Origin of the sequence: Arthrobacter sp. StoSoilB13, assembly GCF_019977255.1 — a bacterium.
Classification (GTDB): domain Bacteria; phylum Actinomycetota; class Actinomycetes; order Actinomycetales; family Micrococcaceae; genus Arthrobacter.
In genome coordinates this window covers 1,042,558-1,058,687 of the sequence record NZ_AP024647.1, presented here as the reverse complement: position 1 = coordinate 1,058,687, position 16,130 = coordinate 1,042,558, and the positions used below count along the sequence as shown (strand labels likewise).

At 61.8% G+C, this 16,130-nt stretch carries 16 protein-coding genes, 2 tRNA genes and 1 pseudogene; 16 read left to right on the top strand and 3 right to left on the bottom strand.

Annotated elements, in window-relative coordinates:
* Positions 1 to 2: 2 nt before the first annotated feature.
* The 3 genes from LDP01_RS04990 (at position 3) to LDP01_RS04980 (ending at position 1,818) form a co-directional block, all read left to right on the top strand.
* Complete coding sequence (locus tag LDP01_RS04990; protein WP_224090658.1) at positions 3 to 1,166, top strand: hypothetical protein; 1,164 nt, start codon at positions 3 to 5, stop codon at positions 1,164 to 1,166.
* A 58-nt stretch (positions 1,167 to 1,224) separates the two neighbouring features.
* Positions 1,225 to 1,629 carry a ribosome silencing factor gene (gene rsfS / locus LDP01_RS04985; RefSeq protein WP_216925495.1) on the top strand — a complete coding sequence of 135 codons (405 nt, stop codon included), beginning with the start codon at positions 1,225 to 1,227 and terminating at the stop codon, positions 1,627 to 1,629.
* Between the two features lie 116 nt (positions 1,630 to 1,745).
* Positions 1,746 to 1,818: transfer RNA gene (locus LDP01_RS04980), tRNA-Ala, on the top strand.
* Positions 1,819 to 1,880: 62 nt separating this feature from the next.
* Here LDP01_RS04980 and LDP01_RS04975 read toward each other — a convergent pair.
* Entirely contained in the window at positions 1,881 to 2,471 is a 591-nt protein-coding gene (locus LDP01_RS04975; protein WP_224090656.1) for a ScbR family autoregulator-binding transcription factor, read from the bottom strand.
* A gap of 380 nt (positions 2,472 to 2,851) precedes the next feature.
* Here LDP01_RS04975 and LDP01_RS04970 point away from each other — a divergent pair.
* A tRNA-Ala gene (locus tag LDP01_RS04970) sits at positions 2,852 to 2,924 on the top strand.
* 86 nt (positions 2,925 to 3,010) lie between these two features.
* On the opposite strand, the gene LDP01_RS04965 is transcribed toward LDP01_RS04970, so the two are convergent.
* Positions 3,011 to 3,388, bottom strand: coding sequence for a cupin domain-containing protein (locus LDP01_RS04965; protein WP_224090654.1), 378 nt, complete (start codon positions 3,386 to 3,388; stop codon positions 3,011 to 3,013).
* A 212-nt stretch (positions 3,389 to 3,600) separates the two neighbouring features.
* On the opposite strand from LDP01_RS04965, the gene LDP01_RS04960 reads away from it, so the two are divergent.
* The 5 genes from LDP01_RS04960 (at position 3,601) to LDP01_RS04940 (ending at position 9,235) form a co-directional block, all read left to right on the top strand.
* Positions 3,601 to 4,731, top strand: coding sequence for a methyltransferase (locus LDP01_RS04960; protein ID WP_527249063.1), 1,131 nt, complete (start codon positions 3,601 to 3,603; stop codon positions 4,729 to 4,731).
* A 207-nt stretch (positions 4,732 to 4,938) separates the two neighbouring features.
* Entirely contained in the window at positions 4,939 to 6,138 is a 1,200-nt protein-coding gene (locus LDP01_RS04955; protein ID WP_224090650.1) for an ROK family transcriptional regulator, read from the top strand.
* 32 nt (positions 6,139 to 6,170) lie between these two features.
* Positions 6,171 to 7,526, top strand: a complete 1,356-nt coding sequence (locus LDP01_RS04950; RefSeq protein WP_527249055.1) for an extracellular solute-binding protein — start codon at positions 6,171 to 6,173, stop codon at positions 7,524 to 7,526.
* 24 nt (positions 7,527 to 7,550) lie between these two features.
* The gene (locus LDP01_RS04945; RefSeq protein ID WP_224090647.1) at positions 7,551 to 8,420 is read left to right on the top strand and encodes a carbohydrate ABC transporter permease; all 870 of its coding nucleotides are present in this window, start codon (positions 7,551 to 7,553) and stop codon (positions 8,418 to 8,420) included.
* The gene (locus LDP01_RS04940) at positions 8,420 to 9,235 is read left to right on the top strand and encodes a carbohydrate ABC transporter permease (protein ID WP_224091034.1); all 816 of its coding nucleotides are present in this window, start codon (positions 8,420 to 8,422) and stop codon (positions 9,233 to 9,235) included. The genes LDP01_RS04945 and LDP01_RS04940 overlap by 1 nt, the downstream gene beginning before the upstream one ends.
* Here LDP01_RS04940 and LDP01_RS04935 read toward each other — a convergent pair.
* Positions 9,232 to 9,435 carry a hypothetical protein gene (locus tag LDP01_RS04935; protein WP_224090646.1) on the bottom strand — a complete coding sequence of 68 codons (204 nt, stop codon included), beginning with the start codon at positions 9,433 to 9,435 and terminating at the stop codon, positions 9,232 to 9,234. The two genes, LDP01_RS04940 and LDP01_RS04935, sit on opposite strands and share 4 nt — an antisense overlap.
* A gap of 106 nt (positions 9,436 to 9,541) precedes the next feature.
* Here LDP01_RS04935 and LDP01_RS04930 point away from each other — a divergent pair, with 106 nt between their 5' ends.
* The 7 genes and pseudogenes from LDP01_RS04930 (at position 9,542) to LDP01_RS04900 (ending at position 16,042) form a co-directional block, all read left to right on the top strand.
* Positions 9,542 to 10,567: an AAA family ATPase gene (locus LDP01_RS04930; RefSeq protein WP_224090645.1), complete on the top strand. Its 1,026-nt coding sequence runs from the start codon at positions 9,542 to 9,544 to the stop codon at positions 10,565 to 10,567.
* Positions 10,568 to 10,577: 10 nt separating this feature from the next.
* Positions 10,578 to 11,504, top strand: a complete 927-nt coding sequence (locus LDP01_RS04925; protein WP_224090644.1) for a DUF58 domain-containing protein — start codon at positions 10,578 to 10,580, stop codon at positions 11,502 to 11,504.
* A complete protein-coding gene (locus LDP01_RS04920) occupies positions 11,494 to 11,964 on the top strand; it encodes a hypothetical protein (RefSeq protein WP_224090643.1) in 471 nt (156 codons plus the stop codon). The genes LDP01_RS04925 and LDP01_RS04920 overlap by 11 nt, the downstream gene beginning before the upstream one ends.
* The gene (locus LDP01_RS04915; RefSeq protein WP_346658910.1) at positions 11,955 to 12,923 is read left to right on the top strand and encodes a vWA domain-containing protein; all 969 of its coding nucleotides are present in this window, start codon (positions 11,955 to 11,957) and stop codon (positions 12,921 to 12,923) included. The genes LDP01_RS04920 and LDP01_RS04915 overlap by 10 nt, the downstream gene beginning before the upstream one ends.
* A 72-nt stretch (positions 12,924 to 12,995) precedes the next feature.
* On the top strand, positions 12,996 to 14,012 hold the full coding sequence (locus LDP01_RS04910; protein ID WP_224090642.1) for a vWA domain-containing protein: 1,017 nt from the start codon (positions 12,996 to 12,998) through the stop codon (positions 14,010 to 14,012).
* Complete coding sequence (locus LDP01_RS04905; RefSeq protein ID WP_224090641.1) at positions 14,009 to 14,716, top strand: hypothetical protein; 708 nt, start codon at positions 14,009 to 14,011, stop codon at positions 14,714 to 14,716. Before LDP01_RS04910 ends, LDP01_RS04905 begins: the two co-directional genes overlap by 4 nt.
* Positions 14,717 to 15,072: 356 nt before the next feature.
* Positions 15,073 to 16,042 (top strand): annotated as a pseudogene (locus LDP01_RS04900) (methylenetetrahydrofolate reductase).
* Positions 16,043 to 16,130 lie beyond the last annotated feature (88 nt).

Below are 16,130 nucleotides of genomic sequence, written 5' to 3'. Positions count from 1 at the left end.
GAATGAGCAGCCAGGAACAGCGACCCATCCGCAGCAGGCGTGAGCTTCGCCGCGCCCGCGAAGAGAACCAAGAGCCGCAGGCGGAAGCTACACCACACAAGGTAGTAGACGCCGCGGAGAATGCTGTAACTGGCCGGAATCGTCGGGCGGCGGATGCTCCCGTAGATGCAGTGGGTACCACCGCGCAGCAGCGGTCCTCCCAAATCCGCGCCCGCGACCGCGCAGCTTTGCGCACCATCAAAGAGCTTGCGGACAAGGAAGAGCAGCTCTCCGGCGGTGGACCGCCAACACGTCGCCAGCTTCGCCTGCAGCAACTCCAGCAAGAAGTGGCCACGTCTGCCAACCCCATCGTTCCCATGCCGGGCGGGAAGCCAACGGACAAACCAGCCGGCCATCCCGTGGATACCAAGGCCGCCGCTGAGGGTTCCGCTGGGGTTCCGGCACCCAGCGCTGGTACTGCCGAATCTGAAATGTCTGTAGAGCAGGCACTTGCGGTCCGTGAACTGATCGCTGCCCAGGTCCAGAATCAAACCGCCAAGCTTGAGCACATTGCCGAGCAGGATCCCCTGGCTGTCGATCCTGAGGTCCTCGCCCAGCAGATTGCCCTCGCCGAACGAGCTGCAGTGCTGAACAAGCGGGCAGCGGCCAAACAGAAGCTTGCCGAACAGAACCAGGCTGAAGCCAAGGCCCCGGCAGCGGGCGTGTCCGAGGGGAAGAAGTCTTCGGGAGTCTCAGTGGGCCCCTCCACTGCAAACAATCTCGCCATGGTCACGCCGCTGGAGTTCGTCAAGGTGCCCGGCATTGAACGTCCGGTCATGAAGCGCCCCAGTACCACTTTCGTGCCTCTCGTGACCTCGTCGGATCCCACTCTTGATGCCGGCAAAGCGCCGGCGAACGGAAAGGGCACGCGTGGCCGTTCGGGTGTTCTCGCCCGTGCCGAAGCTGTGGCAAGGAACGCCCGGAAGCGGCCAGCGGCCGTCGACGAACAGCTTGAAGAAACACAGCGTCCGCCGATTTCTGCCAGCGCGGCCTATGGACTGGACCCCCTGGACGCCAATACGGCCGGCCTGGCGCGGGCCCAGCGCAACAGGTTGCTGCAGTTCGGCATCCTGGCGTTGGGTATTGTCGCGCTCATCGTCGGCATCATCATGATTACCAGCGGCTAATTCCGCTAGAACCCGGCTAACGCCATTTACAGGCCAACGGCCACAACAAGGAGTCCCCGTGTCTGCACATGAACAATCCATTACCCTCGCCCGTCACGCCGCGCGTGCGGCGGCTGACAAGCTTGCTGAGGACATCGTTGCGCTTGACGTCAGCGAGCGGCTCGCCCTGACTGATGTCTTCCTGATTGCCTCTGCGCCCACTGAGCGCCAGGTCAATGCCATCGTTGACGGCATCGAGGAAGAGCTGATGAAGCAGGACCTTCGCCCGGTGCGGCGTGAAGGCCGTTCCGAAGGCCGTTGGGTGCTCTTGGACTACGCCGACATCGTCATCCACGTCCAGCACGCAGAGGACCGCGTTTTCTACGCCTTGGAGCGCCTTTGGAAGGACTGCCCCGTAGTTGACCTTGAACTGGGGGATGACGCCTCGGCAAAGGCTGCGCCAGCAGGGGAATCAGAGCTCTAAACATGGGCCGGCCTCCGAATATGCCCGATTTGGAATTTTCGGAAACGCTGTTCTAAGATATTTGAGTTGCTTCGGCGCGGATGGCTGGAAAGTCGATCGTGGAGCAGCAAGAATATGGGGCTGTGGCGCAGCTGGTAGCGCACCTGCATGGCATGCAGGGGGTCAGGGGTTCGAGTCCCCTCAGCTCCACTCTTAAGGCTCTGCCCTTCTTCGGGATGAAGAAGGGCAGGGCCTTTTTTGTGTGGTTCGGCCTAGCTGCCAGCGCCGGCTTCGATTGCCGGCAGCATGAATTCCCACATCTCGTCAATGCGGCGAAGTACGTCCGTGCGGGCAGTCAGGACGTTGGACACCATCTGGACTCCGGTGAAGGAGGCAACCAGATAGCGGGCAAAGGCGGCGGGCTCCAGCGTGGGCCGGACAGCCCCCTCGGTTTGGGCTTGGCGGAGCAGTTGCTCCACTGTTTCTATCCAGTCCTGGTAGGGGCCCGAAATATCGGCATCAAAGGCGGAGGCTTCGAACGTCAGGCGGATCCCGCCTTGGACAATCGCTTCGTCAAGCAGCTGCCGGCCGAACATCCGGCACAGTCCGATGATCTTGTCCAGGGCAGTCATGTTTGAGCCCACGATGCCGGCACCCGCCGCGAGGACCAATGCATGCTGCTCCTGGATGACGGCCAAAGCCAGCTCCCGCTTGGACGTGAAGTGGAAGTAGAGCGCCCCTTTGGTGACTCCGGCACGCTTGGTGATGTCGCTCAGGCTTGCATTGCCGTACCCGACTTCCGTGAAGACATGGGCGGCGCCTTCAATAACGGAAAGGCGGGTGTCTTTCGCGCGTTGCTGCATGGGCGGTGGGGGAGCCTCTCACTTGTTTCACTGTGGGACGGCCAGTAGAACGCGCCGCCGGACCTCACAACGCTACCACCGTCCATAAGTTAGGGCCCGAAAAACCGACTGAACGGTTTGGTTTATTCCTTCGGTGATTCTAGACTTCAAGAGGAGTCGCGCCGGCCTTGGCCCAAGGGACTCCGCGTGGCCGTTTGGGGGGAGGTGCGGTGGAGCGATCCAGCGCACCCCGGCTGCGGGAGAATACAGGGCAGAAATGCCCGCTCATCGCCGTGAGGCGTATCACGCTCCCGTGATTTCGCTTCTCGGGGGATTGTGGTTAGTATTGACGAGTTGCTTCGGCGGGAAGGGAAATCTTCCTGAAGAAATCAACAAGATCCGGGGCTGTGGCGCAGCTGGTAGCGCACCTGCATGGCATGCAGGGGGTCAGGGGTTCGAGTCCCCTCAGCTCCACTTCGGATAAAAGACCCCGCTCGGGTGAGCGGGGTCTTTTGCTTTCTGGTCCCGTGGCGGGATTCGTGGGTTGGCGGGACGGATTCCTATTCCTGGCGGACGCCGAACTCGGCTGCACTGAGGAATTCGATGCCTTGGAAGGGCTGATCGCCCACCACCCGGGCATGGTGTCCCGGTGGGATCGAATAGGAGTCACCGCCGGAAATACTAACCTGGGCGCCATCGTTGGTTTCCACCTCGAGGGAGCCGGAGACGCAGAAACCTACATGGCTCAATTGGCAGGATTCGGTTCCGACTACGGGTTTGATGCAGTCGTCCCAAGTCCAGCCGGGTTCAAAGGTGGTCCGGCCGATTGTGTATTCTCCGACGGTGACGACTTCCACCTTCGTCTTGTCCGGGGTGCGCGTTTCGTCGGGGGAGTTGTGTGATTTCACTTGGAGTTGCGTGACAACATTGACACTCATGGTTCGCTCTCAGGAAGGGAGCCGGTTAAGTGTGGTCCCGGGGCCTGGCTCGTCGGTTGGGCGGGACCGGTGCCTGCCGTCGGACGGGTTTGGGTTCGCAATCCGTCGCGACAACAGGTGCTTTGGCATGCTGCATCATCCACATTCCTCCGAACGCACCATGAAGTCGAGACACTAAAGCGAACGAATTTTAGGAAAGTGGGAACGCGATGGTGGCCGAACTGGAACTGGAGCCGTTGTTCGGCGGGCTGCGCAGGTTCCCCGATGTCGAGGCGGACAACCTCCAGGCATACGACGCCACGGATCGCCTCCTCCTTGAAACCGCCGTGGACTATCTCCGGCCGGAAACAAGGATGGCTGTCATTGGCGACCGGTACGGTGCCCTGACACTGGGCGCTTTGGTGGGAAACGGCGTCGGGCATGTCCGCGTCAACCAGGACCTCTACACCGGAAGGCTGGCGCTCCAGCACAACGCGGAAGCAGCCGGCCTGCAGGGTCTGTTCAGCGCCCATGAATTGGGCAAGGAGCTCTTGGCGGGCGCGAACCTGGTGTTGATGCAGTTGCCGAAATCTCTGGCGGAGCTGGAGGAAAACGCCGACGCCGTTGCCCGCTATGCGGCGCCGGATGCCGTATTGCTCGCAGGAGGCCGCGTCAAGCACATGTCCCTGGGTATGAACGGGGTGCTTGAGCGCTATTTCTCCTCCGTACAACCGCAGCTTGCGCGCCGGAAATCCAGGGTGCTGGTGGCAAGCAATCCCAAACCGGTTTCCACCGACCCTCCCTACCCGGTGGTGGAACAGCTACCGGAACTGGGGATCACGGTCTGCGCTCATGGTGCTGCTTTTTCAGGTGCGCGCCTTGACATCGGAACCCGCTACCTCCTGACCTTCCTGGACCGTATGCCGGAAGTTCGACGCATGGTGGATCTGGGGTGTGGGACAGGCATTCTTGCCACGATGTTTGCACGGCACCAGCCCACTGCGGGCGTCGTGGCCACTGATCAATCGGCGGCGGCTGTGGCATCAGCAATGGCCACGGCAGCAGCCAATGGGCTGGGTGACCGGGTTTCCGTGATCCACGACGACGCCATGTCCACGTTTGATCCAGGCAGTGCGGATCTTGTCCTGCTGAATCCACCGTTCCACCTGGGAGCCAGCGTGCATGCCGGCGCTGCCCTGAAGATGTTCCAAGCGGCCGCGCGCGTTCTCGCGCCCGGCGGTGAGCTGTGGACTGTGTACAACAGCCATCTGCAATACCGGCCTTCCCTTGAGCGCCTCATAGGTCCCACTGTGGAGGAAGGCCGGAACCCGAAGTTCACGGTGACGCGGAGTCGTCGTGGATGAGCGGACCGTCGCTCTCACATAGAATTTAGTGTCATCGTTACCAAGCCCTGACTCCGGTGCCTGCGTGTGCGCATACCCCTGTGAGCGTGGGTATCGTACGATTCAGACAAAGACGAAGTACCATGATGTTTTTTCAAAAATGACTTAGGGGAATCAGTGACTGAGATCCGGCAGCCCACACCGAGGCGCGGAACGAATCTACCCCGCATGGGTGACTTCAATCTGACGGTCATTCTCGAGGCGATCCGGAGGTCCCCGGGCGGCCTCAGCCGTGTTGAACTGGCACAGATTGTTGGCCTGTCCCCCCAGACCATTTCCAATATTTCCCGTCGCCTGCTTGACCAGCACCTGATTGTGGAAGCAGGCAAGGAGGGGACAGGCCCAGGCAAGCCGCGGACCATCCTGCGGCTGAACCCATCGGGAATGTATGCGGTGGGCGTCCACCTTGACCCTGCAGTCATCACGTTCGTTGTCCTGGACCTCCTGGGCGATGTCGTCAGGCATTCGCGGATGGCTACTCCCGGTGGTGACCCGGCGGCGGTGATCGCGAGCATCGCCCAGCAGATCCAAGTCCTCATTGAGGAATCGGGCGTGGATGCATCCAAGATTGCCGGGCTCGGCGTTGCCGTCCCGGGCCCGATCGACCTCGATGAAGGTTCCGTTGTGGAGCCGCCGCTGTTGACTCGATGGAACCGCGTGCGCATCCGGGAGGCCCTCACGGAGGCCACCGGCCTGGAGACGCTGGTGGACAAGGACGTCACGAGCGCCGCAGTGGCCGAAACCTGGGCCGGCGGTGCCAGCGGTGCCGGCAGTTTCGTCTTCATGTATATGGGCACCGGTATTGGTTGCGGCATTGTCTTGAACGATGAAGTGGTCCGTGGAACGTCCGGTAACGCGGGCGAGATCGGCCATATCATCGTTGATCCGATGGGGCCCCAGTGTGACTGCGGGCTCCGTGGTTGTGTGAAATCCTCGTGTATCCCGCAGGTCCTGGTGGCCGAGGCGGAGGCGGCCGGTGTGCTTGACAGCCATGGCGAGGATGCAGATGGACCGCAGGTGCAGGAACGTTACGCCTTGTTGTGCGACAAAGCCGACGCCGGCGATGAAAAAGCCATTGCCATCCTTGATAAGTCAGCCACCCTCGTGGCCCGTGCTGTCTCGGTGGTGACCAACACCCTTGACGTGGAACGCGTTGTGTTCGGCGGTCCTTTCTGGGGGCGGATGTCAAAGTACTTCCTGGAGCGTGTACCGGCCCTCATCGCTGAAAACAGTGCGGCCCGCATGATCCACGGCATAGAAGTTGTGGGTTCCGGGGTAGGCGAGGATGTCGGCGCTATTGGTGCGGCGTGCCTCGTCCTGGAGCACACACTGGCACCACGCGCCCAACGGCTACTGCTGGAGGGCTAACTACTCAGCCACGTTGACTCGATTGGAGCAAAATGCGCCGCCCCATGAGGTTTGCCACCGTCCTTCCCGTCGTAGCCGCTCTTCTCGCTGCAACAGCTTGTTCCTCGACGCCGCCGACTGCCGAGAACAAGACCTTGAAGATCGTCTACCAGAAATCTGACTCCTTTACGGCAATGGATGCTGTGATGCAGGACGCCAAAAAGGAATTCGAGGCAGCGAACTCTTCGGTGACGGTCAATCTCGAACCGATCCAAGCCAACGACGACGACTACGGCACCAAGCTCGCCCTCGCCCAGCGCTCCCCGGACACCGCGCCGGATGTCTTCTATGAGGACACGTTCAAGGTGCGTTCCGACGTCGACGCCGGTTACCTCCTCAAGCTGGACAGCTATCTTGAAAAGTGGGACGACTGGTCCAAGTTCAACGAAGCGGCCAAAGCAGCGGGTCGGGCCGATGACGGAAGTATCTACGCTGTGCCCCTGGGCACTGACACTCGTGCCATCTGGTACAACAAGGCAGTGCTGCAGAAGGCCGGAATTCAAGTTCCCTGGCAGCCCAAAACGTGGGAAGACATCCTGTCCACGGCACGTGCCATCAAAGCCTCCGATCCAACCGTGATTCCCTTCAACATGTACGCCGGCAAGGGTACCGGCGAGGGCACTGTCATGCAGAGCTTCTACGAACTCCTCTACGGGACAGACAGCACGCTGTACGACGAAAAGGAAAAGAAATGGGTGGTGGGCTCCCAGGGTTTTACTGACTCGCTGGCCTTCCTGAAGACCCTCTACGACGAAAAACTTGCAGTGAGCCCGGCCGAAGCCCTCGACGCCAATGTCTGGAAGAAGGTCTTTGGCGAGTGGTTCCCGCAGGGCAAACTCGCTGCAACCGTGGAAGGTTCGTATACGCCGTCGTTCTGGCAAAAGGGCGGGGCCTATGAGTGGGCAGGCTATGAGCAGGACATGGGTGTGGCCATGTTCCCCACGAGGAACGGACAGGAACCGGGCGGCGTCAGCATGTCCGGTGGATGGACCCTTGCAGTTGGTGCCAAGAGCAAGAACGCTGAGCTTGCGTTCAAGTTCCTCGCCACCGCGCTGAACAAGAAGAATGCCTTGGCCTTTGACGTTGACAACTCCCAGATAGCGGTGCGCACGGATGTTGCATCGGAATCGAGCTACCTTTCGGCGAATCCGTTCGTGAAGGATGTCTCGGAGTTGGTGAAGGTGACGCATTACCGCCCGGCAACCGCAGATTACCCGAGGATCTCGACGGCGGTCCAGGTCGCCACCGAGTCTGTCATCACTGGAAAGCAAAGCCCCGAAGATGCCGCAGCAGAGTATGACGCCACCGTGCGCAAGCTTGTTGGTGATGCCAAGGTCCTGGAGAGATGACATCAAAGAAATGACAGCAGGGAAATGACGATTCGCCGCTACCTGCGGCTGCTGCCGGTTGTTCCGTCCGTTCTCCTGCTCCTGCTGTTCCTGCTTGCCCCGGTGGTTTGGTCCTTCTACGCGTCGTTCACCAATGCCGCTCTTTCAGGCCGGGCGGCGCGGGATCCACAGTGGGTGGGGCTTGAGAACTACGTGCGGATGTTCAGCGATGACTCGTTTCCACTGGCGGCATGGCTGACTGTTGTTTTCGTCGCAGCCTCGGCCGTGCTCGGCCAGAATGTGCTCGGCCTGCTCATCGCGCTGCTCATGACGCGCTCACGCAGGGCAGTTTCCTCGTGGGTGGGAACAGTGGTGGTAGCGGCCTGGGTACTCCCCGAGATCGTGGCTGCCTTCGCGGCCTATGCCTACTTCAACCGTGACGGCACACTGAATCAGATGCTTGCCTTCTTTGGCGGGCAGGGGCCGGACTGGCTGTACACGTTCCCGCTGGTCGCGATTATCCTTGCGAACACGTGGCGGGGAACGGCCTTCTCCATGCTGGTGTACAGGGCCGCCCTCGCGGACGTGCCACAGGACGTCTCGGAAGCTGCCTTGATGGATGGTGCGCAAGGCTGGCAGCGCCTGGCATTCATTACGTTGCCACTGATCAGGAGCAGCATCGCCACAAACCTGATGCTGATTACCCTGCAGACGTTGGCCGTGTTCACTCTTATTTGGGTGATGACGGCCGGCGGCCCGGCCAATGCCAGTACTACCCTGCCGGTGTTGGCCTACCAAGAGGCCTTCAAATTCGGGGATATTGGCTATGGCACGGCCGTCGCTTCGGTTTTGATTGTTTTGGGAGTAGTCTTCGGCGCCGTCTACGTCCGGCTGCTCAGGGAGCAGAAGCCGTGATGTCCAGGCCGCGGTTTGCGGCAGATATCGCTTTGGCCGTGATCGGTTTCTGCTTTGTGGCGCCATTGTTGTGGTTGCTGCTGGCCGCCGTCGATCCTCAGGCCGGCTATCAGACCGCGCTGCCGTCAGCGCCGTCGATGGAGAATTTCGGCGCGGTGCTCACACCGGAACTGTTGTACCGGCCCCTGGCCAACAGTTTCCTTCTTTCAGCGGGAACAGCAGCGGTCAACCTGGTGGCAGCCGTCCTTGCCGCATATCCGTTGTCCCGCTACCAGTCCAGGTTCAACAAGCCGTTCATGTACTCGGTGCTGTTCGGGACGTCGTTGCCCGTGACTGCCATCATGGTGCCCGTCTATGGCTTGTTCGTCCAGCTCCAGTTGCTCGATTCCATGGTGGCAACCATATTCTTCATGGCTACAACCACCCTGCCGATGGCCATCTGGATGATGAAGAACTTCATGGACTCCGTTCCCTTGGAACTGGAGGAGGCGGCGTGGATGGACGGTGCCTCAAGCATGACGGCCTTGCGGGCGGTGGTGCTGCCTCTCATGAGGCATGGCTTGGGCGTGGTGTTCATCTTCGTCTTCATACAGGCATGGGGAAACTTCTTCGTCCCGTTCATCCTGTTGCTTTCCACGGCAAAGCAACCAGCCGCGGTGTCCATCTTCAGCTTCTTTGGCCAGCACGGTGCCATAGCTTATGGACAGCTCGCGGCGTTTTCCATCCTGTACTCAGTGCCGGTGCTGTTGCTGTACGTGCTGGTATCCCGGAGCGTGGGCAGCTCTTTCGCGTTGTCCGGCTCCGTGAAGGGCTAGTCGATGTCTTCGACTATTTCACCGTAGGGTATCGACTCGTCCAGATGAGCCTGGTGTCCGGTGGGCCCTGTGTTGTAGGTGATCCGGACCCCGTGCCTCTGGTCTGCCGCGGACTGCAGCAGAACTGGACGAACGGCGTCGATGACACGCTGGCTTTGGCCGTTGAGATACTGCTCATAGCGGGCTGGTAGCTGATGCATGGCAAAAGAATAGACCCCTGAAGTCCACATGGGGAGGGCTCCCCATTGCAGGGTTGTTCAAGGAAGGCTTGGATAGAGTGGATTCACGCCAGCGAGGGGACCACAGGTGCTTCAGAACACAGCCGCGACCGGAACCGATGCACCGGCCGGAATCGATGCACCTGACCTGGCCCGCGCACAGCAGCTCGTCGGTAGCATTATCCGCAGCTTTGAGACCAAGGTGGTGGGCCAGTCGAGGCTGCAGGAAACGCTGCTGATCGGCCTCCTGACCGGCGGACATGTCCTTTTGGAGAGCGTTCCGGGCCTGGCCAAGACCACAGCGGCGCAAGCTCTTGCGGACTCCGTGAGTGCGGATTTTCGCCGGATCCAATGCACTCCGGACCTGTTGCCCAGTGACATCGCCGGCACCCAGATATTTGATGCGGCCAAAGGCACGTTCGTCACCCAACTGGGACCCGTCCACGCGAACATTGTGCTGCTTGACGAAATCAACCGTTCCAGCGCCAAAACGCAGAGCGCCATGCTGGAGGCGATGCAGGAACGGCAAACGTCCATCGGTGGCGAGTCCTATGCTCTGCCCGAGCCTTTCCTCGTGCTGGCAACTCAAAACCCGATTGAGCAGGAGGGAACCTACCGCCTTCCGGAAGCACAGATGGATCGCTTCATGCTCAAGGACGTCCTGGACTATCCGAGCCCGGCGGAGGAAGCCGAAGTCATCAGGCGCATGGATGCCGGGGTGTTCAGCACAGCGCAGAAGCCACCCGCAGCCGCTTCCCTTGACGCCATTGTCCAGGTGCAGGAACTCGTCAGGAAGGTTTACGTTGATCCTGCCATCATCCAGTACATCGTTGGCCTGGCCTATGTGACCCGTCATGCCTCCCAGTACCTGGAGCCCCGATTGGCAAACCTCATCGAGTTCGGTGCAAGTCCGCGGGCAAGCATTGCCTTCAGTCAGGCGGCGAGGGCATTGGCACTCCTTAGCGGGCGCGACCACGTCATTCCCGAGGACGTCAAGAAACTGGCCCACAGGATCCTGCGCCACAGAATAGTGCTCGGGTTCGACGCCGTGGTTGAAGGGACCCCGGTGGAAACCATCATTGACGCAGTGCTCATGTCAGTGCAGACGCCGTAACGGACACCGAATGCCCAGCCTCCTCCGACGCGTGAAGTCGAAGATGTTCATCTTCGCCCATCGCAGGACCCTCACCATGTTGGATGGCGAATACGGTTCTGTCTTCAAGGGCCGCAGCCTGGACTTCGACGAATTGCGCTCATACGTACCCGGCGACGAAGTCAGGGACATCGATTGGAAAGCCACTGCCCGCCACGGATCACCCCTGGTGAAACGCTATGTGGCCGTCCGCCGTCATTCGGTGCTGTTGCTCGTGGACACAGGACGGAACATGGCAGCCCACGCCGCCTCGGGTGAATCCAAAAAAGACATTGCCGTTGACGCTGCCGGAGTACTGGGCTATCTCGCCTGCAGGCATGGGGACGACGTCGGACTCCTGCACGGCTCGGCCGCCACCTCCCGCTACCTCCCGCCTCAAAACGGTGAAGAGCACCTGGAGCGGTTGCTCCGGGAAGTGGATGCCGGCATCTCCCTGGATGGGCAGGCGAGCGCTATCACAGAGCAACTCGACTACGCGCTGAGGTTCTTGAAGGGCCGCCTGCTCATTGCCGTTCTCGCTGATGAGTTTATGCCCGACGCCCGCACCGAAATACTGCTCCGGCGCCTGAGGGCCCGGCACGAAGTCCTCTGGCTCACTATCCTCGACGCCCGCATGGCCGCGGAACCGGGGCAACCGGCGTCTATGCAAGAGGCCAGCATCGACGTCGGGAACGGCCTGCTGATCCCTGCGGCGGTGGCGGGGAACAGTGTTGTTCGCGCCGCCTATGCCAGCGCAATGCGGAAACGAAGAGAGGAGCGCAGCGTATTCTTCCGCAGGCTCGGCATTGCTGAGCAGCCGGTTGGCGCCACCGTCGATGTCCTCCCGGCGGTGTTCGCGCTCCTGGAGAAGCACCGCTCGGGTGCGAAGTCCGCCAAGGGCAGCAACCGTGCAGGATAACGCCGGCTTCTATGCACCCCTTCAATATCAGCAGCTGTGGCTATGGCTGGGCTTGGTACTCCTGCTGCTCGTAGCATGCTGGTACGGATGGATCCTGTGGCCCGACCACAAGGCAACACCAAAAACACCTGTAGGCGGGCACAGGACGCCTCACGATCTGGAAACGCTGCGGGCCACCTGCCTCTCAGCAATAGATACCCTCGAAAGAGAAGCCGACGCCGGCCGCCTCCCCGGGCGGGACGCCCACCAGCGGCTCAGCCTCCTCGTGCGCGAATTCGCGGGTGCGGCCACAGGCCTTCCGGCCACCTCCATGACACTGGAAGAATTACGCCGCAACGGACTGGATCAGGTCGCCGTGGGTATCGCCCTGATCTACCCCAACGAATTCGCGCCAGTGGCCTTGCAATCCGTTCGGGACTCCGCCAGGACCGCACGCCAGGTGGTACAGGCGTGGAACTGACCTTCTGGTGGATTCTTCCCCTCGCTGCCCTGGCACTGCTGATAGCCGCCCGGCTGTTGATCCGGCGTCGGCGGCAAATGGGCAGGCCAGTGGCACACGGCGAGCGCCTCACAGACCTTCCCGAGTATCAAAGAGCGCTGCGGCGGTACAAGGCCACGTTGGTCCTCGCCATGGCCTTGGGTGCGTTGTTTCTGGCGGCCACAGCCACAGCCGCGGCAAGACCTGCCCAGCGCACCACGGAGCAGCCCGACATCCGGAACCGGGACATCATCCTCTGCCTGGATGTTTCAGGATCCATGACCAGTACGGACGCTGCCATCGCCAAAGTGTTCCAGGAACTCGCCCGGGAATTCGATGGCGAGCGCATCGGCATGGTCATCTTCGATAGCAGCAGCGTCCAACTGTTCCCGCTGACAGACGACTACGACTACGCTGCCGAACAGCTCACCGCAGCCCGGAAGGCACTGGACAGCGGGGCAGGATCCTTCTTCGATGGGACATGGAACGGTGGAGGATCCTCCCTGATCGGCGATGGCCTGGCATCCTGCGTGCAAAGCTTCCCGGACGTTGAACCAGAGCCGGGGTCAGATCCGGGGGCAGGGTCAGGGTCGGCATCCACGTCCGGCAACGCCAAGCGCTCGCGGTCTGTTGTGCTGGCCACCGACAACTTCCTCTCCGGGGACCCCATCTTCACCCTGCAGCAGGCCGGGGAGCTGGCCCGGAGCAAGAACGTCAAGGTTTATGCCCTGAACCCCTCGGACTTTGACTACCCCGGCGACTTTGACTACGGAGATCAAGCAGATCAGCCAGGCGGCCAACTCAAGGCGGTTGCCGAAGGAACCGGGGGCAGCTACTTCGCTCTGGACAGTCCCGACGCGGTGCCCGGGATTGTGCAGAAAGTGCAGGAGACCGAAGCCAGCAGCTACCGGGGCCGCGCCCCTGGTTGCCGTGAGCGATAGCCCGGCGCTGCCGCTTGGGGTCGCGCTGCTGGCAGGTACCGGAATGGTGATCCTTGGATGGAGGCTGGATCAGTGACTCTTCTGCCAATTGTTCCGTGGGCGCTCCTCGTTGCCATGGGGGTCGCCGTCGTCGCCCTCACCCTGTGGGCCATCATTCGCGGGCCGGGGCGCGGCGGCACGGGACCAAAAGGGTCGGTGCGGCCGGCCGCCGTCCGGGGCGCCGCCGTCGTGCTTCTGGTCCTTGCCGCACTACGACCGGGATGGCCCGGCACTGAAGGGAGGACCGCCGTCGCGGACGTGGACGTCTTCTTCGTTGTCGATACCAGTACCAGCATGGCAGCAGAGGACTACAACGGCGCAGGAACCCGCTTGTCAGGGGCGACCGGTGACGTGATGGCGATAGCCAGGGAACTAGCGGGAGCCAGGTTTTCCCTCATCACTTTCGACAACAAGGCGACCGTCCGCATGCCGTTGAGCCAGGACGCCACAGCGCTGCAAACCGCCATGACAATACTGCAGCCGCAAAACCCGCGGTACGCCAACGGCAGCAGCATTACGGGCGCGGGAGCGTTGCTCAAGGAAAGGCTCGCGGCCGCCCGGGAGCAGCACCCAGGACGTCCGGCATTGGTCTTCTACGCCGGGGACGGCGAGAACACGGCGGCCGAGGCACCAGTGCCGCTGCCGGTGGATGCGAGCAGCGTCAGTGGGGGAGCCGTGCTGGGTTACGGCACGGGGCAGGGTGGCCGGATGAAGGACCCCTCGGACACTGAAACCGGGTACCTGCAGGACAAGGGCTCAGGCCAGGACGCGGTGTCCAGGATCGACGAAGGGCAACTGAAAAACATCGCAAGCCAACTCAATGTCCCATATGTCCACCGTACCGGGAACCAACCCACGTCCGACATGCTTGCCAAAGCCCAGCCCGGCGCCCTCACGCCCACCAACGACGATGGACCCGGCCGCGTGGAACTTTACTGGCTCCTGGCGCTCGCCGCATTCCTGCTGGCCCTTCACGAACCCGTTCGTCATCTCATCGCGCTGCGGGAAGTGCGGAGCTTGCCCTCGAGGGCCAAGGAGCCAGTGGCATGAAGAATGCTCGACGCCGGAGACGCCGCCTCGCGCTGTGGTCCGCTCCGCCGGTCCTGCTGGCGCTCGCCGTGGCGGCGAAGCTCCTCAGCGTGGGTGCCTTGGGCGGGGACGCCGCACATGCCTTCGAAACGGCCGATCAGGACGGTGCGGCCAGAGCTGCGTCCTGGCTGCACGTGGCGAACCTGGTGGAGCCGCACAAAGCCTTCTTCGCATCCGGCGACGCCCACGTTTTGGCCGGCGACTTCACGGCGGCACGGAAGGACTTCGAGGCGGCGTTGGATGCCGGCGCCGGCCAGGACGAATGCCAAGTGCGGGTCAATCTGGTGTTGAGCGTCGAGAAACTGGGCGATGCTGCGCTGTCGGCAGGCAATCAGCAGGCGGCAGCCACGTTGTTTCGTGAAGCATTGGACGTCATCGGGTCCTCACCTGCCCAGTGTGCGCAGGAAGGTCCCGGAAACTCGTCCGGAGAGGGGAAGGCGCTGGACACAGCGGTCGATCGTCTCAAAGCCAAGATAGGTGCGGACTCGGACGGAAGGGCCAGGGGGAAGCCAGCCAAGGACACGCCGCCTGACCAACAGCAGGAGCAACTGCAGAGGCTGGGACAGGGCGCGCAACAGGCCCAACGGGAGCGGGCAGAAGGGCAGCAACGCGAGGAGTACCTGCGGGGCCCCGGGAATGAGTCCGGCGTAGACAAGCCCTGGTGAGCCATTCAGCGAACAAAGTTCACAAATCCCTCTTCATGGATCGTAAAACTGCGTCTTAATTCGGTGGCAAAGTTGAACCGCTCGCTGCCCACGACCTAGAGTCGTAAACAAGTTACCGTGGTAACGTGTCAGCGATCCTCCGTTGGATCCGCCCCGCAAGGGCGGTGAGGAGGGTGTGAGTGCCCCCATGTGGGCCTGACATTTGCACACGGAAAGCTTCATTCCAGGCGTACCGGTCGCGGCTGCGTCCTGCTGGAGTTTCTTCGTGTATCCCAAACTAAATTCATCGACCATGCAATCAATGGTTCCCTTGGATCCATTGGGTGACGTTCGATGACGAACAGCCAAGGACGCAAATGTCGCCGCCAAGCCTTATTGACGTACATCCCAACCTCGCCGGAACGGCGCCCGTGGCACTTTCCTACGAGCTGTTTCCCCCTCGCTCCCCGGCGGCCGCGGAAAGCCTGTGGACCACTATCCGTGAACTCGAAGCCACCGAGCCGGACTACGTCTCGGTGACGTACGGTGCCAGTGGATCCAACCGGGATACTGCCGTTGACCTCATCAACCGCCTCCTGCTAGAGACCACGCTCCGTCCCTTGGCCCATCTGACGTGTGTGGGCAACACGCCGGTTGAATTGGCGGAGATCATTGGTGAACTACTGGACCGCGGCGTCCGTGGCATCCTCGCCCTGCGCGGGGATCTGCCCAAGGACGGAAGCCAGGCTGCCAGCGGCTCACTCCCGTATGCCCAGGATCTGATCGAACTGATCCGCCGCGTGGAGCAGCGTCGTTCAGCACTTCTTTGTGCCGGCAAGATCGCTGTCGGAGTGGCCGCGTACCCCACCAGGCATCCTGAATCGCCAAGTGTGGGGCACGACGTCGAAGTTCTCCTGGCCAAGCAGCGTTCCGGCGCAGACTTTGCGATCACGCAGGTCTTCTTCCACGCGAACGAATACTCGGACCTGGTTGCGCGAGCACGCCGGGGCCGGGGTCACCATCCCGATCATCCCTGGTGTCATGCCGCTCACCAGCATCCGGCGCCTGAAGCGCCTCGGCGAACTGGCCGGCGTTGACCCTTCCGTGGAACTCATTGAGCGCCTCGCTGCCATGGACACTGAAGCAGAGCGTCGGCGAATCGGCGTCGCTGCCACCGTGGATCTTGCCAATGCAGCACTGGATGCCGGTGCACCGGGCATTCACTTGTACACCTTCAATGAGCACGCGGACGCCCTTGACGTGCTGGACAAGCTGGCGCTGCCGCGGCCATCCCGGCCGGCTGGCCGCGTAAGCACCATGGCACTCCGCCAGGAATACGCAAGCTAAAACACCTGGCCGCTCCCCTTGGCCACCGCCGTCAAGCACGTTCCGTCCCGCCAGCTCTGGGTCAAACCGGACGGCGTAAGTAAGTCCC

Coding starts and splice junctions, on each gene's coding strand:
- LDP01_RS04950 (WP_527249055.1), top strand. CDS start 6,171: ATGCGCCGCCCCATGAGGTTTGCCACCGTCCTTCCCGTCGTAGCCGCT.
- LDP01_RS04955 (WP_224090650.1), top strand. CDS start 4,939: ATGGGTGACTTCAATCTGACGGTCATTCTCGAGGCGATCCGGAGGTCC.
- LDP01_RS04945 (WP_224090647.1), top strand. CDS start 7,551: ATGACGATTCGCCGCTACCTGCGGCTGCTGCCGGTTGTTCCGTCCGTT.
- LDP01_RS04925 (WP_224090644.1), top strand. CDS start 10,578: ATGCCCAGCCTCCTCCGACGCGTGAAGTCGAAGATGTTCATCTTCGCC.
- LDP01_RS04905 (WP_224090641.1), top strand. CDS start 14,009: ATGAAGAATGCTCGACGCCGGAGACGCCGCCTCGCGCTGTGGTCCGCT.
- LDP01_RS04990 (WP_224090658.1), top strand. CDS start 3: ATGAGCAGCCAGGAACAGCGACCCATCCGCAGCAGGCGTGAGCTTCGC.
- LDP01_RS04975 (WP_224090656.1), bottom strand. CDS start 2,471: ATGCAGCAACGCGCGAAAGACACCCGCCTTTCCGTTATTGAAGGCGCC.
- LDP01_RS04965 (WP_224090654.1), bottom strand. CDS start 3,388: ATGAGTGTCAATGTTGTCACGCAACTCCAAGTGAAATCACACAACTCC.
- LDP01_RS04940 (WP_224091034.1), top strand. CDS start 8,420: ATGTCCAGGCCGCGGTTTGCGGCAGATATCGCTTTGGCCGTGATCGGT.
- LDP01_RS04935 (WP_224090646.1), bottom strand. CDS start 9,435: ATGCATCAGCTACCAGCCCGCTATGAGCAGTATCTCAACGGCCAAAGC.